Raw genomic sequence first — 21,509 nt, forward strand, 5'->3', positions numbered from 1 at the left:
GTCTACCGGGGCCGGACGCCGTCCGGGCATACGCTGTCCGTCGAAGTCAGGAGAGCCGACCTCGATCGACAGTTAGGACCACCGTGCGCCGCACCGCCGGTTTGCTACTCACCCTGCCCCTGCTGCTGGCGGTCGCCTGCAGCAGTTCGCCCAAGGCGGCCGGCCCGGCGACTCCGTCCGCGGCGAGCGCGCCTCCGACGGTGCCCGCACCGGTCGGCGAGGCGTCGCCGATGCCCACGCTCTCGGAGGGCGGTTTCGGCAGCAAGGCCACCATCACCCTCCCGGAGGGCCAGCCCGGCGGCCAGTTCGTGGTGAACACCGTCAGCGAGGGCGAGCGGTCGACGGTCAACAAGGGCGACTGGGTGACGGTCAACTACACGGCGAAGGACTGGACCACCGGCAAGGACCTGCCCAGCTCGTACGACCCGAGCGGGAAGCCGCAGCTCTACCAGGCCGGCAGCGGACAGCTCGTGCCGGCGCTGGACCAGAGCGTGATCGGCAAGAAGGTCGGCAGCCGGCTGCTGGTGGTCGCCCCGCCGGCGGCGGCCTTCGGCGAGCAGGGCAGCACCCAGCTCGGCGTTAACAAGGGCGACACGGTGGTGTTCGTCCTGGACATCATGGAGAGCCTGCCGCAGGACTCCACGCTGACCGGCGCCATGACCCCGCCGCCGGCGACGATGCCGCAGGTCAAGGACAACGGCAAGGCCCCGGTGACGATCACCGTGCCGACCGGGCAGGCCGCGCCCACCGACCTGGAGCAGGCGGTGCTGATCAAGGGCGAGGGCAAGCAGGTCAAGAGCGGGCAGACCCTGGTGGTGCAGTACACCGGGGTGCTCTGGAACAACGGCCAGCAGTTCGACTCCTCCTGGACGCACGGGGGCGCGCAGGCGGTGCAGATCGGCACCGGCAGCGTGATCGAGGGCTGGGACAAGGCGCTGGTCGGCCAGACCGTCGGCAGCCGGATCCTGCTCGTGGTGCCGCCCGGGCTCGGCTACAAGGACCAGGCGCAGGGCTCGGTGCCGCCCAACTCGACGCTGGTCTTCGTGATCGACGTTCTGGAAGCGGTTTAGGGAAGCGGCTCAGGGAAGCGGTTTAGGGCGGACACGCTCTAGGAAGTCCCCCCTGGGATTCCGTACGCTTGGGCGGACGCTCGTACAACGAAGCGTCCGCCCTCATCCTGAGCTGTCATACTGCCCTCGCACTGTGGCAGGCGCCGCCCGGCGTCGAGGTCCGGGGCGGACGGTGCGACGGCAGACCGGCAGTCAGCACGCCGGTCGCAGACCTGGAAGACCTCGTGGCGAGATGGATGGGGAGTCATGACTGAGAAGACGCCGAGCCCGGGCGGGGCCGGCACCGCGGCGAACGACAGCTCTGCGGGTGACCCGGCCGCCTCGCGTCCCGGCGGCCCGCTCCCGGGGGACGGCGAGTCGATCGTCGTCCCGCCGTCGATCCTGAAGCAGCAGGCCGGCTGGGCGCAGCCCGGCGAGCAGCCGCGCGCCTCGGGCGGGACCAAGACGGACGACACCCCGCAGATCTTCGCCTCCACCGTGCGTCGGGGCGACACCTCGGAGGCCGGGTACGACGAGAACCCGCCCGGGGTGGGCCGGCTGGGCGTGATCCTCGGCACGGTGCTGGCCGTGCTGCTGGCCGGCAGTGCCGTGACGCTGTACCTGGTGAACAAGGACGGCAAGTCGGACACCGCCGCCAAGCCGGACGCCGCCAAGAGCGCGCCGCCCACGCCGACCGCCGACCCGGTGCCGCCGATCAAGGACAGCGCCAAGGTGCTGCCCACCGTCACCGGTGACTTCGGCAAGAAGGCCGAGATCCAGGTGCCGGGCGAGGCCTCCGACGGCTCCTTCGTGGTGAAGGTGCTGACCGAGGGCACCGGCCCCAAGGTGGACAAGAACTCCTGGACCTCGGTGGACTACACCGCCAAGGACTGGACCACCGGCAAGGACATCCCGAGCTCGTACGACAACAACGGCAAGCCGCAGATCTTCCAGGCCGGCACCGACGCGCTGATCCCGGCGCTGGACCAGGCCGTGGTCGGGAAGAAGGCCGGCAGCCGGGTCCTCGTGGTGGCCCCGCCGGCCGCCGCGTTCGGCTCCCAGGGCAAGGCCGACATGTCGATCGGGGCGAAGGACGACCTGATCTTCGTGATCGACATCCGCAACGCCAACGCGCCCGACGCCGTGGTGAGCGGCACCGTCACGCCGCCGCCCGCGGACTTCCCGCAGGTCAAGGACAACGGCAAGAAGCCGGCCGAGATCACCCCGGTGGCCGGCGCGAAGGACCCGACCGAGCTGAAGTCGCACGTCCTGATCAAGGGCACCGGGCCGGCGGTGGAGAAGGGCGAGAAGGTCGTCGTCCAGTACACCGGCGCGCTGTTCAAGGACGGCAAGATGTTCGACTCCTCGCTCAGCAAGGGCCAGGCGTTCTCCTTCCCGGTCGGCGGTGGCCAGGTCATCCAGGGCTGGGACCAGGGGCTGGTGGGCCAGACCGTCGGCAGCCGGGTGGAGCTGGTGATCCCGGCCGCGCTGGCCTACGGCGACAAGGGCCAGGGCGACATCCCGCCTGGCGCGCCGCTGGTCTTCGTGGTGGACATCCTGGACGCCGGTCAGGGCTGATCCACTTTCGGGTGACAATGGTGTGCGTGTGACCTTCAGGTCCGGCCGCGTGGCCGGACCACCCCGGGCGGTGGGGGGGGGGGGGGGGGGGGAGGAGAGGGGAGGGGGGGGGGGGGGGGGCGGGCCGGGGGGGGTGGGCGCGGTTTGGGGGGAAGGGGGGGGGGGGGGGCATTGTGGGTTCGGCGGGCGTCACGACCCAACCCGGGGGGGGGGGCGCGGGGGGGGGGGGGGGGGAGGGGGGGGGGGGGGGGGCCCCCCGCCGCTTGGTCGTGACTGCAATGCGAAACGTGAGAAGAGGGACTGTGAGCGTCAACCTCAACGAGAAGCCCGAGATCGACTTCCCGATCGGCGACGCCCCGGCGGACCTGCAGATCCGCGACATCGTCGTCGGTGACGGCGAGGAGGCCAAGCCGGGCCACAACGTCAAGGTCCGCTACGTCGGCGTGACCTTCGAGACCGGCGAGGAGTTCGATGCGAGCTGGAACCGGACCCCGAACGAGTTCCGCTTCCCGCTGGGCGGCGGCCGCGTCATCAAGGGCTGGGACCAGGGCGTCGTCGGCATGAAGGTCGGCGGTCGCCGCGAGCTGACCATCCCGTCGCACCTGGCGTACGGCAACCAGTCGCCGACCCCGCTGATCCCGGCGGGCTCGACCCTGATCTTCGTGGTCGACCTGCTGGGCGTCTGAGCCTGCCGCGGCCGTGGGCCGGACCCCTCCGGGGGCCCGGCCCACGGGCGTTTCGGGAGGCCGCTTTTGCCGTGCGTACCGCTACCGGTACGGTCGGTCCCGCCGGGTGGTGATCGCCCGGTTGGCGCACCCCGCGCACGGCGCGGCACACCGGAAGGGTCAGCGATGGCGATCGCCAAGGCAGAGCGGCTGATGAATCTCGCCCTGTGCCTGATGAACACCAGACGTCCGCTCTCCAAGAAGGAGCTGCGGGAATCCATCGAGGCGTACCGCGAGGCCTGGCAGAACAGCAGCGAGGACGCCTTCAACCGGATGTTCGAGCGGGACAAGGACGACCTGCGCGAACTCGGCCTGGTGATCGACGTCGACGAGAGCGCCCTGGACGGCGAGCTCGGCTACCTGGCCCGCGCCGACCGCAACCGGCTGCCCGAGATCGCGCTGGACGCCGAGGAGGCGGCCGCGCTGACCCTGGCCGCCCGGGTCTGGCAGCAGGCCAAGATGTCCGGCGCGGCCAGCGGCGCGCTGCAGAAGCTGCGCGCCGCCGGGGTGCCGTTCGCCGAGCCCGAGGGCCGGACCGCCCTGGAGCCGCGCATCCCCGCCCGGGAGGCCGCGTTCGAGCCGCTGCTCACCGCCGCCCGGGACCGCCGTCCGGTCGGCTTCGAGTACCGCAAGGCCGGCGCCGCCGCCGGCGAGCTGCGCACCGTCGAGCCGTGGGCGCTGGAGTGCTGGCGCGGGCACTGGTACCTGGCCGGGTGGGACCGCGACCGCGGCGACGCCCGGGTGTTCCGGCTCAGCCGGATCACCGGCAAGGTCCGGGCCAGGACCGGCGCCTTCCTCGGCACCGTGCCCGAGCACGTCGACGTCCGCGCGACCGTCGCCAAGTTCGCGGGCGAGGGCGCCACCGCCACCGCCACCGTCCGGGTCCGCCGGGGAGCGGGCTTCCCGCTGCGCACCAAGGCGCTGAGCAGCGCGCGGGTGGACGACGGCTGGGACGAGCTGGAGATCCCGTACGGCAACGGGCTGGGCGCCGACCTCGCCGAGTTCGGGCCGGACGTGCTGGTGCTCGGGCCCGAGGAGCTGCGGGCCGACGTGATCGACCGGCTGCGGGCCGTGGCCGGGCTGGACGTGGTGAACGGAAGCGGAGGGGTTCAGGCGTGAGCAACGCGATCGACCAGACGCGGCGGATGCTGTCGCTGGTCACCTACCTGCGCGAGCGCCCCGGCGCCGAGGTGGCCGAGGTGGCCCGCGCGTTCGGGATCTCCGAGCGCGAGCTGATCGGGGACCTCAACGTGCTGCCGATGTGCGGCACCAGCTTCCGCGGCGGCGACCTGCTCGACATCGACACCGACGGCGAGCGGATCTGGTGGCACAACGTCGACGACGTGGCCCAGCCGCTGCGCCTCGCCGCCGACGAGGCCACCGCGCTGCTGGTCGCCGCCCGTGCGGTGGCCGGGCTGCCCGGCCTGCGGGCCGGCGACCGGGAGGCGCTCACCCGGGCCGTCGTCAAGATCGAGAACGCGGCGGGCGAGAGCGCCGCCGGCAGCGCCCGGGTCGGCGTGACCTTCGAGGCGGAGGGCCACGTGTTCGCCGACATCGACCGCGCGCTCAGCGAGGGGCGCCGCCTGTGGCTGCGCTACTACTCGCACGGGCGCGGCGGGATGACCGAGCGCGAGGTCGACCCGATCCGGCTGCTCACCGAGGGCCACACCTACCTCGAGGCCTGGTGCCGCACCTCCGAGGACCACCGGATGTTCCGGCTGGACCGGGTCGCCGAGATCCGGGTGCTGGACGTCCCCGCCGACCCGCCGCGGCGCGAGCCGCGCGACCTGAGCGGCGGGCTGGTCAACCCGTCCGCGGACGACCCCGAGGTGGTCGTCGAGGTCACCTCCGGCGGACGCTGGGTGGCCGAGTACTACACCCACGACCGGGCCGAGGAACTGCCCGACGGCGGGCTGCGGATCACCCTGCGCAGCGCCGATCCCTCCCAGCTGCGCCCGCTGGCGCTGCGGCTGGGCCGGGACGGCCGGATCGTCTCGCCGCCCGGGCTGGCCGGGCAGGCCCGCGCGGCCGCCCTGGAGGCGCTGGCCGCTTACGGGGAGCAGACCGTCGCCGACGGGGAGGGGCGGGTCTGATCGGTGGAGCCCGGGACCAGATTCAAGGTGTACTGCTCCGAGTGCCGGGAGAAGGTCGAGCTCCCGGCGGAGGAGTTCCGGCTGACCCTCGGTCGCACCCCGGCCCAGGCGCACTACAGCTTCGGCTGCCCGCTCTGCGGGGCGGCGGTGCGCAAGCCGGCCGGGGAGAAGATCGTCGCGGCGCTCGTCGGGGCCGGGGTGCGCACCATGCGGCTCGTCCCGGCCGAGGGGTAGCGGGCGCTCTCCTCCGGACCAGGCCGGGGGGCCGGGCCCGATAGAGTGGGGCGCATGTCCTGGATGCTCGTCGCCGCCGTCCTGCTCGCCACCGCGGGCCTGCTGGTCCTCGGGGTGCTCGCGATCCGGCTCTGGCTGGACGTGCGGGCGCTGGCCAAGGGCGTGGACGCGGCCTCGCGGGCGCTGGCCGAGGCGGCGGGGGAGCTGGCGGAGGCCGTACCGGCTCGGTAGGGCCGTCCGTGGCGCCCTTCCGGTGGCGCCCCGCCGGGTAGGCCGTCCGGTAGTGCCTGTCCGGTAGCGCCTGTTCGGTAGCACAGGAGGGCCGTCGGTGGTACGGGGGCTGCTGCGGGGAGGCGGGGGCGGGTTACGCTCTCAGATGGCTCCTGCAGATGGCTCCTGAACTGCGAACCGGGGCCGCTGTCCTGTTCGGGCGGCCGTCGTCGTGGCGTCATCCGCAGCGGTTACCATCCGCGGCGGGGGGCCCGACGGGTCGCCATGAGTGAAGGTGGTCGCGCAATGCGCATCTCGATGACCGCGATCGTGGTGGTCGTGATTTTCGCCGTCCTGCTGTTCGGCGCCAAGCGGCTGCCCGACCTGGCTCGCTCGCTCGGGCAGTCGATGCGGATCCTGAAGAGCGAGGCCAAGGCCATGCGCTCGGACGGCGCCGAGGAGGACGCCGCCGCGACGCCGCCTCCGGCGCCCCGGGTCGACGGCGGTTCGGCGACGACCGCGGCCAGGACCATCCAGGCCGCTCCGGGCGCCTCGGGCACCGCCCGCCCGGTGGCCGAGCCCGCCGCCGGGCCGTCCGCGGCCGACGGCGACCGCCCGCACTGAGTGCGGCGCACGTGACGAACGCGACCACGGAGGCCCGTCGACCGGCGGGCCTCGACGCACGAGTTGAGGACCGGGGTTGAGCAAGCTCTCCAAGGCGTCGAAGGCGTCCAAGGATCCTGAGGGGCGGATGGCCCTCACCGACCACCTGCGGGAACTGCGCAACCGCGTGGTCAAGTCGGTCCTGGCGATCGTGCTGATCACCATCGTGGCGGCGATCTACCACAGGCAGATCGAGAACTTCCTGCTGGAGCCGCTGCCGCGCTGCACCGTGGAGACTGCCGACCACTTCAAGGGCAAGTGCGCCCAGGTCTCCAACATCGGTCTGACCGCCGGTTTCACCTGGATGCTCAAGGTGTCACTGACGGCCGGTGTGGTCGCGACCGTGCCGGTCTGGCTCTACCAGGTCTGGGCCTTCGTGGCACCCGGTCTGCACCGGCACGAGAAGAAGTACGCCGTCATCTTCATGCTGTGCGGGGCGCCGCTCTTCCTGGCCGGCGTGGGCTGCGCCATCCTGGTGCTGCCGACCACCGTCGACGTGCTGATCTCGTTCACCCCGGACAAGACCACGCCGATCCTGCCGCCCGAGGACTACCTCGACATCGCCACCCGGATGGTGCTGGTCTTCGGCCTGGCCTTCGAGTTCCCGCTGCTGCTGGTGATGATGAACATGGTCGGCATGGTCACCGGCAAGCGGCTGCTCGGCTGGTGGCGCGGCATGGTCATGGGCATCACGGTCTTCGCCGCCTTCGCCACCCCGAGCGCCGATCCGGTGAGCATGCTCACGCTGGCCGCGCCGATCTGGGCGCTGTACTTCCTCGCGGTGGGCATCGCGATCTTCAACGACAGGCGCAAGGAGCGCCGCGACCCCGATGCCGGACTGAGCGACGAGGAGGCCTCGGAGCTGGACCTCTCGGTGCAGCCGGTGGCCGGTACGGAGATGGTCCAGGCCTCGGCCGCGCCGACGGCGGGCGCCCCGGTGCCGGCGGCCCGTCACGAGCAGATCGACGACATCACCTGAGCCGGTAGCGCACCCTGAGGCCCCGGCCCGCCGCCCGACGCGGTGGGCCGGGGCCTTTGCGCTGCTCCGGCCCGGTGAGCCCGGGCTTTTGTGCTGCTCCGGCCCGGTGCGGGATTCGGCGGGTGGTCTTGGCAGGGTGGATGGCATGTGACATATTACTGACGTGCTCAAGACCCAGAGACCTCCCCTGGATGTCGTCGTGGTCGGCGCCGGCGTGGTCGGCGCCGCCTGCGCCTACTACGCGGCCCGCGCCGGGCTCACCGTCGCCGTCGTCGACCGCGGGCCGGTGGCCGGCGGCACCACCGGCGCCGGCGAGGGCAACCTGCTGGTCTCCGACAAGGAGCCCGGGCCCGAACTCGACCTCGCCCTGCTCAGCACCCGGCTCTGGCACGACCTCGCCGAACACCTCGGCGCGGCCGTGGAGTACGAGCCCAAGGGCGGCGTGGTGATCGCCTCCACCCCGGCCGGGCAGGACGCCCTGCGGGCCTTCGCCGTCGGCCAGGCCGCCGCCGGCGTCACCGCCGAGGAGATCCCCGCCGAGCGGCTGCACGAGCTGGAGCCGCACCTCGCCCCCGGCCTCGCCGGCGGCTTCCACTACCCGCAGGACGCCCAGGTCCAGCCCGCCCTCGCCGCCGCCCACCTGCTGCGCGAGGCCCGCCGGATGGGCGCCGAGCTGATCACCGGCGAGACCGTGACCGCCGTGCACCGGGGGCCGGACGGCGCCGTGCGCGGCGTGCGGACCGACCGCCGCAGACTCGACGCCCCCGCCGTCGTCAACGCGACCGGCACCTGGGGCGGCGAACTGGCCGGGTTGGCCGGGGTGCACCTGCCGGTGATGCCCCGCCGCGGCTTCGTCCTGGTCACCGAGCCGCTGCCGCGGATCGTCCGGCACAAGGTCTATGCCGCCGACTACGTCGCCGACGTCGCCAGCGGCTCGGCCGGGCTCCAGACCTCCGCCGTGGTCGAGGGCACCCCCGGCGGGCCGGTGCTCATCGGCGCCAGCCGCGAACGGGTCAGCTTCGACCGCACCCTCTCCCAGGAGGTGCTGCGGCGGCTCGCCGCCCAGGCCGCGGCGCTCTTCCCGGTGCTCGCGGACGTCACCGTGATGCGCACCTACCGGGGCTTCCGTCCGTACCTGCCGGACCACCTGCCCGCCATCGGCGAGGACCCCAGGGTGCCCGGGCTCTACCATGCCTGCGGGCACGAGGGCGCCGGCATCGGGTTGGCTCCGGCGACCGGCCTGCTGATCAGCGAGCAACTGACCGGCAAGCAGCCGGAACTGGACCTCGCGCCGTTCCTCCCGGACCGCTTCCCGTCGGACGCCGGGGACTGAGCCCAGGCTCCTCGACCACCGCTGTCCGCCTGCCGACCATGCTCGTTCGTCGACCGCCCCCGCCGTGTCGACCGCCCCTGTCGTGTAGACCGCCCTCGTCCGTCGACCAACCCCGGAACGGAGAAGCCGCCGATGCGCCGCACCCCCGCCGACCTGGTCCGGGCCGAACCCGGCCCCGCCCACCACATCGAGTTCGACGGCCGACCCGTCCCGGCCCTGCCCGGACAGTCGATCGCCGCCGCGCTCTGGGCCGACGGCGTGCTCGCCTGGCGCACCACCCGGGTCGGCGGCCGGCCGCGGGGGGTGTTCTGCGGCATCGGCGCCTGCTTCGACTGCCTGGCCACCGTCGACGGCCGCCCCAACCAGCGCACCTGCCTGCTCCCCGCCGAACCCGGCACCACCGTCACCACCCAGGAGGGCCACGGCCGTGCCGACCTCGCCGTCTGACCGGGCCGCCGCCGAAGCGGCCCGACGCCCCGACCTCGCGGTGATCGGCGCCGGCCCGGCCGGGCTCGCGGCCGCCGTGACCGCCGCCGACCTCGGGCTGCGCTGCGTCCTGCTGGACGCCGGCCACAGCACCGGCGGGCAGTACTACCGGCACCCCGCCCCCGGCCTCGGCGCCGCCCGCCCGGACCGGCTCCACCACGGCTGGTCCGTCTACACCGGACTGGCCGACCGGCTCGCCGCGCACGAGCGGGCCGGGCGGGTCCGCTTCCTCGGCGGCCACCAGGTGTGGGCGCTGGAGCGGACCGGCGACGGCTTCGCCGTACACGTCACGCGCGGCCCGGAGGCCACCGACCGGGCCACCGTCCCGGCCGCGTCCGTGTTGCTCGCCACCGGTGCGTACGAGCGCCAGCTGCCGTTCCCCGGCTGGACCCTGCCCGGGGTGGTCACCGCGGGCGGCGCGCAGGCGATGCTCAAGGCCGGGCTGGTGCTGCCCGGGAGGCGGATCGTGGTGGCCGGCAGCGGGCCGCTGCTGCTCGCGGCGGCGTCCTCGCTGGTCACCGCCGGGGCCGAGGTGCCCGCGGTCGTCGAGGCCACCGACTACCTCGGCTACGCCCGGCGCCCCGGCGCCCTGGCGGCCGTCCCCGCCAAGCTCGTCGAGGGCGCCGGGCACGGGAGCACGCTGCTGCGGCACGGCGTACGGCTGCGCCCGCGCAGTGCCGTCGTCGAGGCGCACGGGACCGAGCGGGTCACCGCCGTCACGGTGGCCCGGCTGGACGCCGACTGGCGGCCGGTGCCCGGCACCGAACGCCGGATCGCCTGCGACGCCGTCGCCGTGGGCCACGGGCTACTCCCGCAGATCGACCTGGCCACCGAACTGGGCGCGGCCACCAGGACCGCCCCGGACGGCGCCGTCGGGCTCCGGGTCGACGCCCGGCTGCGCACCACCGTGCCCGGCCTCTGGTCGGCGGGGGAGACCAACGGCGTCGGCGGCGCGGACCTCGCGATCGTGGAGGGCGAACTGGCCGCGCACGCCGTGGCCGACCGGGTGCCGAAGCCCGCACTGTTGCGCAGCCGGGCCCGGCTGCGGAACTTCGCCGACCTGATGGCCGCGGCCCACCGGCCCGGCCCCGGCTGGACCGGCTGGCTGCGCCCGGACACCGACGTCTGCCGGTGCGAGGAGGTGCCGGTCTCGGCGATCCGGGAGGCCGTGGACGAGCTGGGCGCGGGCGATCCGCGCACCGTCAAGCTGCTCACCCGGGCCGGGATGGGCTGGTGCCAGGGCCGGATGTGCGGTCCGGCCGTGGCCTGCCTGGCCGGCTCGGGTGAGCCGGTGCCGGACCGGCGGCCGCTGGCCTGCCCGGTGCCGTTGTCGCAGCTGGCGGCCGGGCCGTCCGGGTCGTCCGGGTCGTCCGGTGAGGACGCCGATACGGCCTGAGGTCCGTCGAACATGCGGGCCGGGGACTCTTGTCTCCGGCCCATCTCTTCTAATAAAATGTCACACCTCACCAAGGAGCTCATCGTGCCCAACACCCCACACGACACCGCCCGGCCCTGGCGCGGCATCATGGTCGCCACCACGATCCCGCTGCGCCCGGACCTCTCCGTCGACTACGACGCGTACGCCGAGCACGTCCGCTGGCTGATCGAGTCCGGCTGTGACGGCGTCGTCCCCAACGGCTCGCTGGGCGAGTACCAGACGCTCACCGCCGAGGAGCGCGCCCGCGTCGTCGAGGTGGCCGTCGAGGCGGCCGGCGACGGCTCCCGGGTGATGCCCGGCGTGGCCGCCTACGGCAGCGCCGAGTCCCGCCGCTGGGCCGAGCAGGCCGCCGAGGCCGGCGCCGGCTCCGTGCTCCTGCTGCCGCCGAACGCCTTCCGGGCCGACCACGCGTCCGTCCGGGCGCACTACGCCGACGTGGCCAAGGCCGGACTGCCCGTCGTCGCGTACAACAACCCGATCGACACCAAGGTCGACCTCGTCCCCGCGCTGCTCGCCCAACTGCACGGCGAGGGCTCGATCGTCGCGGTCAAGGAGTTCAGCGGCGACGTCCGCCGGGCCTACGAGATCGCCGAACTGGCCCCCGGGCTGGACCTGCTGATCGGCGCCGACGACGTGCTGCTGGAACTGGCGCTGGCCGGCGCGGTCGGCTGGATCGCCGGCTACCCGAACGCCCTGCCGGAGGCCAGCGTCGCGCTGTACCGGGCCGCCGTGGCGCAGGAGCTGGACACCGCGCTGCCGCTGTACAAGTCGCTGCACTCGCTGCTGCGCTGGGACTCCAAGACCGAGTTCGTCCAGGCCATCAAGCTGTCCATGGACATCGCCGGGCGCGCCGGCGGCCCGGTCCGCCCGCCGCGCCAGCCGCTGACCCCGGACATCGAGGCGGCCGTCCGAGCGGCCACCGAGAAGGCGCTGGCCGAGGGCCTGGCGTAACCGGGAGACTTCGTCACCAGGCCGGCTGAGGGGGCAGCCGGCCCGGCCCCACCCACCCGATCCCGCGTACGGTCAGCTCCTCCGTACGCCCACTCCGACGGGAGTCGTCAGAGCCATGCGCAGCCGTCACGTGTTCCACGCCGTCGACTCGCACACCGAGGGCATGCCGACCCGGGTCATCACCGGCGGCTTCGGCGTCATTCCCGGCGCCACCATGGCCGAGCGCCGGGTGCACTTCCAGCAGCACCTGGACCACTTCCGCACCCTGCTGATGTACGAGCCGCGCGGCCACGCCGCGATGAGCGGCGCCATCCTCCAGCCGCCGACCCGGCCGGACGCCGACTTCGGCGTGCTCTACATCGAGGTCTCCGGCCTGCTGCCGATGTGCGGGCACGGCACCATCGGCGTCGCCACCGTGCTGGTCGAGACCGGCATGGTGCCGGTGGTCGAGCCGGTCACCACGGTGCGGCTGGACACGCCCGCCGGGCTGGTGATCGCCGAGGTGCGGGTCGAGGACGGCGCCGCCACCGCGGTGACCATCCGCAACGTGCCGTCCTACTCGGCCGCGCTGGACGCCAAGATCGAGGTGCCCGGGTACGGCACGATCGGCTACGACCTGGCGTACGGCGGCAACTTCTACGCCGTCCTGCCGCTCGCCGAGTTCGGGCTGCCCTTCGAGCGCGAGCGCAAGCAGGACATCCTGGAGGCCGGACTGGCCCTGATGGCCGCCATCAACGCGAGCCCCGACCGCCCGGTGCACCCGGAGGACCCGTCCATCCACGGCTGCCACCACGTCCAGCTGCTCGCCCCCGGCTCCACCGCCGAGCACTCCCGGCACGCGATGGCCATCCACCCCGGGTGGTTCGACCGCTCGCCCTGCGGCACCGGCACCTCGGCCCGGATGGCGCAGCTGCACGCGCGCGGCGAACTGCCGCTGGGGCGCGACTTCCGCAACGACTCCTTCATCGGGACGACCTTCATCGGGCGCCTGGTCGAGGAGACCGAGGTGGCCGGTCTGGCCGCCGTGGTGCCCACCGTCACCGGGCGGGCCTGGGTCACCGGCACCGCCCAGTACTTCCTCGACCCGCGCGACCCGTTCCCGGCCGGGTTCCTGTTGTAGAGCTGTTTGAAAGAGGAGCCGGCCTCTGGGGGAGGGGCCCGCTCCGACGTCCGCTGAACCACCTTCGAAGGGCTGCTGGTCGTGACCATCACCTCGTACAACCCCGCCGACCCCGCGGACCTCGTCGTCGCCGTGGAGGAACCCGGCGCCGAAGCCGTCCGGGCCGCCGTCGCCCGGGCCCGGGCAGCCCAGCCCGGCTGGCTCGCGGCCGGCGCGGGCGCCCGGTCCGCGGCGCTCGGCCGGATCGCCGAAGCGGTCGAGGCGCACGCGGACGAGCTGGCCGGGCTGATCGTGCGCGAGGTCGGCAAGCCGCTCGCCGAGGCGCGCGGCGAGGTCGCCCGCACCGCGGCGATCTGGCGCTACTACGCGCAGGCGCCGTTCGCGCCGTCCGGGGCGGTGCACGAGACCGCCGCCGGGCCCGGGCTGCTGCTCACCCGGCGCCGCCCGTACGGCGTCGCCGGGCTGATCGCGCCGTGGAACTTCCCGCTGGCGATCCCCACCTGGAAGGCCGCGCCGGCGTTGGCGGTCGGCAACACCGCGGTGCTCAAGCCGGCGCCCGAGGCGACCGCCTGCGCGCTGCGGCTGGCCGAACTGGCCGCCGGGGCCGGGCTGCCCGAGGACGTGTTCACCGTGCTGCCGGGCGGCGCCGAGGAGGGCGCGGCGCTGGTCGACACGGCCGACGTGGTCTCCTTCACCGGCTCGACCGGCGTCGGTCGGGCCGTGGTGCGGGCCGCCACCGAGCGCGGCGTGCCGGTGCAGGCCGAACTCGGCGGGCTGAACGCCGCGCTGGTGCTGCCGGACGCCGACCTCGCGCAGGCCGCCGCCCACCTCGCCGCCGCCATCGCCGGGTACGCGGGGCAGAAGTGCACCGCCACCAGCCGGGTGATCGCGGTCGGCGCCGCGTACGAGCCGCTGCGCGACGCCCTGGTCAAGGCGTTGGAACTGGTCGACGACGCGGCCTGCGGGCCGGTCATCAACGCCGCCGCCCGGGACCGGCTGACGGCCGCCGTCGACTCGGCCGTCGCCGCCGGGGCCACCCTGCTCACCGGCGGCCGGGCACCCGAGCGGGACGGCTGGTACGTCGAACCGGCCCTGCTCACCGACGTGCCGGCCGAACACCCGCTGGCCCGCGAGGAGTTCTTCGGCCCGATCGCGCTGCTGCACGCCGCGGCCGACCTCGACGAGGCGATCGCGCTCGCCAACGACACCCCGCACAGCCTCGCCACCTCGGTGCACACCCGCAGCCTGGACGTGGCGCTCGCCGCTGCCGACCGGCTGGACGCGGGCATGATCCGGGTCAACGCGCCGTCCAGCGGCGTCGACTTCCACCTGCCGTTCGGCGGTGCCAAGGGCGCGAGCCACGGCGAGCGCGAGCAGGGCCAGGCGGCGCTGGACTTCTACACCGTCAGCCGCACCGTCAGCGTCCTGCCGGGCGGTGGCGCGTGATGCCCGTCCGCACCGTCGACTACCACGCGGCCGGCGAGCCGTTCCGGATCGTGCTGGACGGCGTGCCCGCGATCCCCGGCGACAGCGTCGCCGAACGGCGGGCCATCGCCCTCGGCGCCGGCGGCAGCGCGACCGCGCCCCGGCCGAGCGCGCTGGACGACGCCCGGCAGCTGCTCAGCCGCGAACCGCGCGGACACGCCGGGATGTACGGCGGGTTCCTGGTACCGCCGGACGACGACGAGGCGCACTTCGGGGTGCTGTTCTGGCACAAGGACGGCTACTCGACGGCCTGCGGGCACGGCACCATCGCGCTCGGCGCCTGGGCGGTGGACTCCGGGCGGGTCGCGGCCCCCGCCGACGGCGTGGCCCGGGTGCGGATCGACGTGCCGTCCGGCCGGGTCACCGCGCTGGTGCACCGGGCCGGCGGGCGGACCACCGGCGTCACCTTCCGCAACGTGCCCACCCGGGTCGCCGCTCTGAAGTTGCCGCTGGCCACTTCACGGGGCACCGTGGAGGTCGCGGTGGCGCACGCGGGCGCCTGCTACGCCTCGGTGCCGGCGGCCGCCCTCGGCCTCGCGGTCGAGCCCGCGCAACTGCCCGAACTCACCGCCGCCGGGCGGGAGATCAGGGAGCTGCTGGCCGGCGCGGCGGCGGTGGCGCACCCGAGCGACCCGCTGCTGTCGGGGGTGTACGGGGTCATCCTGTTCGACGAACTCGTCTCGGAGGACGGCGTGTTGAACCAACGGAACGTCACCGTCTTCGCGGACGGGCAGATCGACCGCTCACCCTGCGGCTCCGGGACCTCCGCCCGGCTCGCCGTCCTCGCCGCCGAGGGCCGGCTCGCGCCGGGGGAGGAGCTGCGGCACGAGTCCGTCATCGGGACGGTCTTCACCGGCCGCGTCCTGCCCGGCGGCGACCCGCTGGACGGCGGCGTCGTCACCGAGGTCACCGGCAGCGCGCACCGCACCGGCGAGCACGCGTTCGTCCTGGAACCGGACGACGACCTGGGCGCGGGGTTCCTCCTGTGACCGCTCCCGCGAACCCTCCCGCGAACCCTCCTGTGGACCCTGCTGCGCCGCCTCCTGCGTCGCCTCTTGTGCCGCCCGGTACGGCGGCTGAGCCGCTCCAGTACGCCGTGCCGGGCGTCGGCGGGGTCGGGCCCGCGGCTGCGGTGGCGGCGATCGAGCGGGTGCTGCTCGACGGGTTCGACCCGGAGTCGGCACCGGCCCGCTCGGCCGTCCCCGTCCCGGCCGGCGAACTGCTGATGATGCCGGCCGCCGCCGGCCCGTACGCCGGGGTGAAGATCGCCGGGGTCGCGCCCGCCAACCCGGGGCGGGGACTGCCCCGGATCACCGGCAGCTACCTGCTGCTCGACGGGCCCACCCTGCAGCCGCTCGCCCTGTTCGACGGCGCCGCGCTCACCGCGCTGCGCACACCCGCCGTCACCGCCGTCGCACTGCGCCGGCTGGCCGCGCCGGACGCCGAACACCTGGTGCTGTTCGGCTCCGGGCCGCAGGCGTACGGGCACCTGGACGCGCTGCTGGCCGTTCAGCCGCTGACCCGGCTCACCGTGGTGGCACGGAACGCCGGACGGGCCGAGGCCCTGGCCGCGTACGGGCGGGGGCTCGGGCTGGCAGCCGGGGTCGGCGAGCCGGGGGCGGTCGCCGGGGCCGACCTGGTGGTCTGCTGCACCACCGCGCGCACGCCGCTGTTCGACGGCGCCCTGGTGCCCGCGCACGCCGCCGTCGCGGCGGTCGGCTCGCACGAGCCGGACGCGCGGGAGGTGGACGAGGTGCTGGTCGGGCGGGCCGAACTGTACGTGGAGGCGCGGACGGTGGCGGCCCGCGAGGCCGGCGACCTGATCATGGCGGGCGTGGCCGGCCGACAGGTGTGGAACCTGGCCGAGCTGGTGCGCGGCGACGCGCTGGTGCCGGCGGGGCGGCCGCGGTTCTTCAAGAGCGTCGGCATGGCGTGGGAGGACCTGGCGGTCGCGGCGGAGGTGTACCGGAGCACCGGGGCTGGCTGACCTTCAGTCCCCGAGGAAGTGGAGCCAGCTGCCCGGGGTGGCGGCGCAGTGGGCGAGCAGGTTGCGCAGGTCGCGGACGGCCGCCCGCTCTTCCTCGGTGGTGCAGCGGGCGAGCAGGACGGTGGCCTCCTCGAAGGCGGCGCCGGCGTCCTGCTCGTTGAACCGGGTGTCGCCGTACGGGTCGATCCGGCCGAGCCGTCCGGGCCGGTGGTCGGCCGGCCCGGCGTGCGCGGCCAGGGCGGCGGCGAGGGCCGGGCCGTGGTCGACCGAGAGGTGCAGCAGGGTCGGGACGGACCGGCCGCCCTTGTTGGGGTGGTCGTCGTACAGGGCGATCTCGATTCCCAAGTCCGTTGCTCCTGGCGGGTGTCGGGGGCTATGAAGCGGGAGTCGGCCCGGCGGGAAGGGATCCCCTGCCGGGCCGGCTCCGTATGAGCAGGGCGGGCGACAGGTCGTGCGCCGCCGGCCGTTGTCACGGCCGGCGGCCGCTGCCACCATGGGTTTCGGCCGGGGCCTCGGGTGCTGAGGGGCCGTTCGAATCGTGGAATGTTGCGCACTCAACGTAACGTGACATTGTACGCTGGTGTTCTGCACCCACCCGGAGGAACACCATGGCCGACCTCAAACCCCGCACCCTGATCTCCGTACAGGAGCGGCTTCGCGACCAGGTCGCCCACGCGCTCCGGGCAGCCCTGATCTCCGGCGAACTGCGCCCCGGCGTCGTCTACTCCGCACCCGCGCTCGCCGCCGACTTCGGCGTCTCCGCCACCCCCGTCCGCGAGGCCATGCTCGACCTCGCCCGCGAAGGCCTCGTCGAGGCCGTCCGCAACAAGGGCTTCCGGGTCACCGAGCTCACCGAGCGTGACCTTGACGACTACACCGAGATCCGCGCCCTGATCGAGGTCCCCACCGTCGGCCGGGTGACGCGCACGGCGACCAAGGAGCAGCTGGAGCGGCTGCGCCCGCAGGCCGAGGAGATCGTCGCGGCCGCGCGCAAGCACGACCTCATCGGGTACCTGGAGGCCGACCGGCAGTTCCACCTGGACCTGCTGGGGCTGGCCGGCAACGCCCGGCTGGTCGACGTCGTCAGCGACCTGCGGAAGCGCTCGCGGCTGTACGGCCTCAACCGGCTCGACGAGCGCGGCGAGCTGACCTCCTCGGCGGAGGAGCACCTGGAACTGCTCGACCTCATGCTGGCCGGCGACGCCGAGGCGGCCGAGGCCTGTATGACCCGCCACCTCAGCCACGTCCGTTCGCTGTGGGCGGGGCAGGACGAGGCGGCCGAGGAGGCCCGCCCGGCGCTGAAGCTGCGGGCACGGTAGGGCTAACCGGGGCTAAACCGCCCGTTCGGGTGAAGACTGGGGATCGGGCGTCGGAATGCGTTCGCGCCCTACGATGATGTTCTCGACATCGGCAGCCAGGAGGAAATCCATGTCCGCCGCAGCAGTGGAAGAGCCCATCGAGCAGCCGACGCTGCTCGAAGTCGCCGAGCTGATCTCCAACCAGTTCGCCGGGCACCGGGTCGAGATCGTCGGGAGCCAGATCACCGTGACGCCGCCGCCGAATGCTTCGCACGGCAAGTCGCTGAGCCGCCTCATGCGTGTGCTGTTCGCCGCCGGCCTCGACGGGGATGAGGTCGACGTCATTCAGGGCGTTGGCATCTGGCTGCCGGACGGGCCGTCGGACTACGCCGTTCCCGACCTGGCGATCGTCGATGCCGACATCGATGACCACTTGATCGAGTACAACTGTTACGACCCGGCGGTCTTCCGGCTCGTGTTGGAGGTCACGTCGTCCAACCTCAGCGACGACCTGAAGCGGAAGCCCTTCGTCTATGCCGCCGCTGGAGTACCCGTCTACGTGATCGTGGACCGGACGAACCAGCGGGTCATGGTGCTCACTGACCCGCAGGACGGCGAGTACCGCGTGCACGCCGTCCACCACCCGGGGCAGTCGTTCACCCTGCCGGAGTCGATCGGGGCGGCGGTGACGCTGTCGGTGGACGACGTGCTGGCGGCGAAGAAGTAGCTCAGGCCGCCGCGGGCACTGTCAGGCGGCCGTCGTGGACTTCGGCGATCTGGTCGACGGCCGTCAGGTGGGTGCGGTCGTGGGTGACCAGGACGGTGGCGGTGGCGCGGCGGTGGGTGAGGTCGGTGATGAGGTCGAGGACGGCGGCGCCGCGTTCGTGGTCGAGGGCGCTGGTGGGTTCGTCGATCAGCAGCACGGTGGGGTCGTTCATCAGCGCGCGGGCGATGTTGACGCGCTGGCGCTGACCGCCGGAGAGCTGGTGCGGGCGGCGGGCGGCCTGGTCCCGCAGGCCGACGGCGGCCAGCAGGTCCAGGGCCCGGGGGAGGGCGGTGCGCGGGGAGCGGCCGTCCAGGTGGGCCATCACCTGGAGCTGTTCGACGGCGGTGAGCGAGGGCAGCAGGTTGGCCTGCTGGAAGACGATGCCGATCCGGGTGCGGCGCAGCGCGGTCAGTTCGGCGCGGCCGAGGCCGGTGGTGTCGGTGCCGTCCAGCACCACCCGGCCGGAGTCCGGGGTGATCAGGGTGGCGGCGACCGCCAGCAGGCTGGACTTGCCGGAGCCGGACGGGCCGACGACGGCCGTGATCGAGCCCTTGGGGACGGTCAGCGACACGTCGTCCAGCGCCGTGAGCCGGCCGTCGCCGTCCGGGTAGGTGAGGGTGATGCGGTCGAGGACGAGGCTCATCGGGCGCTCCCCAGGGCGGTCAGCGGGTCGACGGAGGTGATCCGGCGGATGGACAGGCCCGCGCCGACCGCGCCGAGCGCGATCATGACGGCGGCGGGGAACAGGACGGTCGGGGCGTCCAGGACGAAGGGCACGGTGGAGCCGACCAGGGCCCCGACGCCCGCCGCGAGCGCGGTGCCGACGGCGGTGCCGAGCACCAGCAGCAGGACGGCCTGGCCGAGGGCGTCGCGCAGCAGGTAGCGGGTGGAGGCGCCGAGCGCCTTCAGCACCGCGATGTCGCCGCTGCGCTGGATCGTCCAGACGGTGAAGAAGGCGCCGATCACCAGGGCCGAGATGGCGAACAGGAAGCCGCGCATCAGCTGGAGCGAGCCGTTCTCGGAGGTGTAGGAGCCGATCGCGGCGAGGGCGTCGTCGCGGGTGCGGGTCTCGGTGCCGTGGCGGGCGTCGGTGCCGTGCAGGTCGGCGCCCTTGGCGGTGGTGAGCGCGATGACGGTCGCGTGGCCGGCGCCGCCGGGGACGGCCTGCTGCCAGTCGGTGAGGCTGGTCCAGATCACCGGGGTGTGGCTGTACGCGGCGTCGCCGTCGACGGCCGCGACCCGGAGGCGGTGCCCGGCCAGGGTGAGGTCGGCGCCGGGGGCGAGGCCGCCCAGGTTCTTGGCGGCGGTCTTCGACAGGACGGCCTGACCGGGGGCGATCCGGGCGCCCTGCGGGGCCAGCGCGGAGCCGTCCGGGACGCCGAAGGCGGACAGCGCCGTGGTGCGGGTCCCGGCGGCGGCCTTGGTGGTGGTGATGCCCAGGGGCTGGGCGGAGGTGACGCCCGGCTCGGCCGCCCAGGCCTGCCACTGCTCGGGGGTGACCTGGGAGTCGGTGAAGGAGAGCTTCTGCCCGTCGGCGGGCTCGCCGAACACCAGGTGGTCGGCGGGCAGGCCGGTGATCGCGGAGATGTTCTGCCGGCCGAGTCCGGCGGTCAGTCCGGACAGCAGGCCGACCAGTACGGTGATCAGCACGATGACGGTCCCCATCAGGGCGAACCGCCCCTTGGCGAACCCCAGATCCCTCCAGGCGACGAACACGGTGGGCCTTCCTGCTGAACGAGTGTTTCCGACGCTTCCACCGTGCCGGAGAAGGGGCCCCGCGGGCATCGCACCGCGGATTGCATCCTCGGCATCAAAGGGCAGAAGCGGAGTTCAACCTTTTGATTGATGCCGGGGCCCGGTTCGGAACCTAGGCTGGACGGATGGCGACCGAACGATCCCGCACCACCCCCGTCGCCCGCGTCCTCCAGGTCTGCCTGCACCTGCTCGTGGCGGGCCTGCTCGCCCTGGCCGTCGCCCGTGTCGCCGTCGGCCGGGACGGCGACCCGGTGCCCGTCGCCGCCGCGGCCACCGCGATGGCCGCCGTGTACGCCGTCGGCCCCCGGCTGGCCGCCGTCCGCCGCTCGCGCCGGGCCGCCGCGCTCTGGCTGGCGCTGCTCGGCGTCACCTGGGTGGGCGTGCTGATCGCCACCCAGGACGGGGTGTGGCTGGCGTTCCCGCTGTACTTCCTGGAACTGCACCTGCTCGGGCGGCGCGGCGGCCTCACCGCCGTCGGGCTGACCGCCGCCACCGCCATCGCGGCCTGGTCCTGGCACCAGCACACCTTCAGCCTGCCCGCCGCGATCGGACCCGCGCTCGGCGCGGCCGTCGCCACCGCCACCGTGCTCGGCTACCAGGCGCTGTACCGGGAGAGCGAGGAGCGCCGCCGGCTGATCGACGAACTCACCGCCGCCCGCGCCGACGCCGCGGCCGCCCACCACACCGCCGGGGTGCTCGCCGAACGCGAGCGCCTCGCCCGGGAGATCCACGACACCCTCGCGCAGAGCCTCAGCTCCATCCAGCTGCTGCTGCGGGCCGCCCAGCGGGCCCTGCCGGAACGCACCGAGGCGGCCTCCGGGTACGTCGAGCAGGCCCGGCAGGCCGCCCAGGACAACCTGGACGAGGCCCGGCGGTTCGTCCGCGCGCTCACCCCGCCCGCGCTCGACGGAGACCCACTGCCGGTCGCGCTGGAACGGCTGTGCGCCACCACGGCGGCGCACAGCGGCCTGCCGGTGAAACTGCACGTCTCCGGGGACCCGGTACGGCTGCCGGTGCCGCAGGAGGTCGCGCTGCTGCGGATCGCGCAGTCCGCGCTCGGCAACACCGTCCGGCACGCGCACGCCTCGCACGCCGAGGTGACGCTCAGCTACATGGAGGGCGAGGTGGCGTTGGACGTGTTCGACGACGGGGCCGGATTCGATCCGGCGGCGGTCGCCGGGCGCAGCGGAGGGGACGGCGGGTTCGGGCTGCCGTCGATGCGGGCCCGGGCGCGGGCGCTCGGCGGCACCTTCACGGTGGAGTCGGCGCTCGGCGGGGGCACGGCGCTCGCGGTGCAGCTGCCGGTGACGGAGGGCGGGGCGTGAACGGGCGGATTGACGGCGTACGGGGCGTGAACGG

At 74.1% G+C, this 21,509-nt stretch carries 23 protein-coding genes; 20 read left to right on the top strand and 3 right to left on the bottom strand.

The genetic code is table 11. The features are described from left to right. Positions 1-83: 83 nt before the first annotated feature. From AC07AL_RS24285 to AC07AL_RS24365, 17 genes are all read left to right on the top strand, one after another. Positions 84-1,070, top strand: a complete 987-nt coding sequence (locus AC07AL_RS24285; RefSeq protein WP_363583896.1) for an FKBP-type peptidyl-prolyl cis-trans isomerase — start codon at positions 84-86, stop codon at positions 1,068-1,070. Positions 1,071-1,316: 246 nt separating this feature from the next. Continuing rightward, positions 1,317-2,627: an FKBP-type peptidyl-prolyl cis-trans isomerase gene (locus AC07AL_RS24290; protein WP_363583894.1), complete on the top strand. Its 1,311-nt coding sequence runs from the start codon at positions 1,317-1,319 to the stop codon at positions 2,625-2,627. A 278-nt stretch (positions 2,628-2,905) separates the two neighbouring features. Then, entirely contained in the window at positions 2,906-3,313 is a 408-nt protein-coding gene (locus AC07AL_RS24295; protein WP_400329704.1) for an FKBP-type peptidyl-prolyl cis-trans isomerase, read from the top strand. 165 nt (positions 3,314-3,478) lie between these two features. Further along, entirely contained in the window at positions 3,479-4,471 is a 993-nt protein-coding gene (locus AC07AL_RS24300) for a helix-turn-helix transcriptional regulator (protein WP_350877984.1), read from the top strand. A gap of 26 nt (positions 4,472-4,497) precedes the next feature. Further along, positions 4,498-5,445 (top strand): helix-turn-helix transcriptional regulator, encoded by a 948-nt coding sequence (locus tag AC07AL_RS24305; protein ID WP_363618486.1) that lies wholly within the window; start codon positions 4,498-4,500, stop codon positions 5,443-5,445. 3 nt (positions 5,446-5,448) lie between these two features. Further along, the gene (locus AC07AL_RS24310) at positions 5,449-5,679 is read left to right on the top strand and encodes a hypothetical protein (RefSeq protein ID WP_063346907.1); all 231 of its coding nucleotides are present in this window, start codon (positions 5,449-5,451) and stop codon (positions 5,677-5,679) included. 54 nt (positions 5,680-5,733) lie between these two features. Then, positions 5,734-5,910, top strand: a complete 177-nt coding sequence (locus tag AC07AL_RS24315) for a hypothetical protein (RefSeq protein WP_360230298.1) — start codon at positions 5,734-5,736, stop codon at positions 5,908-5,910. A 285-nt stretch (positions 5,911-6,195) separates the two neighbouring features. Then, on the top strand, positions 6,196-6,513 hold the full coding sequence (tatA, locus tag AC07AL_RS24320) for a Sec-independent protein translocase subunit TatA (protein WP_363583888.1): 318 nt from the start codon (positions 6,196-6,198) through the stop codon (positions 6,511-6,513). A gap of 76 nt (positions 6,514-6,589) precedes the next feature. Continuing rightward, on the top strand, positions 6,590-7,531 hold the full coding sequence (tatC, locus tag AC07AL_RS24325; protein ID WP_363618122.1) for a twin-arginine translocase subunit TatC: 942 nt from the start codon (positions 6,590-6,592) through the stop codon (positions 7,529-7,531). A 163-nt stretch (positions 7,532-7,694) separates the two neighbouring features. Beyond that, positions 7,695-8,864, top strand: coding sequence for an NAD(P)/FAD-dependent oxidoreductase (locus AC07AL_RS24330; RefSeq protein ID WP_478318150.1), 1,170 nt, complete (start codon positions 7,695-7,697; stop codon positions 8,862-8,864). 132 nt (positions 8,865-8,996) lie between these two features. Further along, entirely contained in the window at positions 8,997-9,311 is a 315-nt protein-coding gene (locus AC07AL_RS24335) for a (2Fe-2S)-binding protein (protein WP_363583882.1), read from the top strand. Continuing rightward, complete coding sequence (locus tag AC07AL_RS24340) at positions 9,292-10,746, top strand: FAD/NAD(P)-dependent oxidoreductase (protein ID WP_478318151.1); 1,455 nt, start codon at positions 9,292-9,294, stop codon at positions 10,744-10,746. Before AC07AL_RS24335 ends, AC07AL_RS24340 begins: the two co-directional genes overlap by 20 nt. 129 nt (positions 10,747-10,875) lie before the next feature. Beyond that, positions 10,876-11,739: a dihydrodipicolinate synthase family protein gene (locus AC07AL_RS24345; protein WP_363627538.1), complete on the top strand. Its 864-nt coding sequence runs from the start codon at positions 10,876-10,878 to the stop codon at positions 11,737-11,739. Positions 11,740-11,854: 115 nt separating this feature from the next. Continuing rightward, a complete protein-coding gene (locus tag AC07AL_RS24350; protein WP_363627445.1) occupies positions 11,855-12,859 on the top strand; it encodes a proline racemase family protein in 1,005 nt (334 codons plus the stop codon). A 75-nt stretch (positions 12,860-12,934) separates the two neighbouring features. Further along, positions 12,935-14,305, top strand: a complete 1,371-nt coding sequence (locus tag AC07AL_RS24355) for an aldehyde dehydrogenase family protein (RefSeq protein WP_363583966.1) — start codon at positions 12,935-12,937, stop codon at positions 14,303-14,305. Beyond that, entirely contained in the window at positions 14,305-15,333 is a 1,029-nt protein-coding gene (locus AC07AL_RS24360; RefSeq protein WP_363583874.1) for a proline racemase family protein, read from the top strand. Before AC07AL_RS24355 ends, AC07AL_RS24360 begins: the two co-directional genes overlap by 1 nt. Positions 15,334-15,401: 68 nt before the next feature. After that, complete coding sequence (locus tag AC07AL_RS24365) at positions 15,402-16,331, top strand: ornithine cyclodeaminase family protein (RefSeq protein ID WP_478318153.1); 930 nt, start codon at positions 15,402-15,404, stop codon at positions 16,329-16,331. A 3-nt stretch (positions 16,332-16,334) separates the two neighbouring features. Here AC07AL_RS24365 and AC07AL_RS24370 read toward each other — a convergent pair whose 3' ends face one another. Beyond that, positions 16,335-16,676, bottom strand: a complete 342-nt coding sequence (locus AC07AL_RS24370) for a hypothetical protein (RefSeq protein WP_400329720.1) — start codon at positions 16,674-16,676, stop codon at positions 16,335-16,337. Between the two features lie 263 nt (positions 16,677-16,939). Between AC07AL_RS24370 and AC07AL_RS24375 the strand changes: the two genes are divergently transcribed. Both AC07AL_RS24375 and AC07AL_RS24380 read left to right on the top strand, forming a co-directional pair. After that, complete coding sequence (locus tag AC07AL_RS24375) at positions 16,940-17,650, top strand: GntR family transcriptional regulator (protein WP_063346897.1); 711 nt, start codon at positions 16,940-16,942, stop codon at positions 17,648-17,650. 109 nt (positions 17,651-17,759) lie between these two features. Beyond that, on the top strand, positions 17,760-18,356 hold the full coding sequence (locus tag AC07AL_RS24380) for a Uma2 family endonuclease (protein ID WP_363583869.1): 597 nt from the start codon (positions 17,760-17,762) through the stop codon (positions 18,354-18,356). A 1-nt stretch (position 18,357) separates the two neighbouring features. Here the strand turns inward: AC07AL_RS24380 and AC07AL_RS24385 are convergent, their stop codons facing one another. Beyond that, positions 18,358-19,038 carry an ABC transporter ATP-binding protein gene (locus AC07AL_RS24385; protein WP_363627449.1) on the bottom strand — a complete coding sequence of 227 codons (681 nt, stop codon included), beginning with the start codon at positions 19,036-19,038 and terminating at the stop codon, positions 18,358-18,360. Further along, complete coding sequence (locus AC07AL_RS24390) at positions 19,035-20,111, bottom strand: ABC transporter permease (RefSeq protein ID WP_478318157.1); 1,077 nt, start codon at positions 20,109-20,111, stop codon at positions 19,035-19,037. The genes AC07AL_RS24385 and AC07AL_RS24390 overlap by 4 nt, the downstream gene beginning before the upstream one ends. Positions 20,112-20,275: 164 nt before the next feature. Between AC07AL_RS24390 and AC07AL_RS24395 the strand changes: the two genes are divergently transcribed. After that, on the top strand, positions 20,276-21,475 hold the full coding sequence (locus AC07AL_RS24395; protein ID WP_478318159.1) for a sensor histidine kinase: 1,200 nt from the start codon (positions 20,276-20,278) through the stop codon (positions 21,473-21,475). Positions 21,476-21,509 lie beyond the last annotated feature (34 nt).

It is taken from the genome of Kitasatospora sp. NPDC043949 (genome assembly GCF_056435365.1).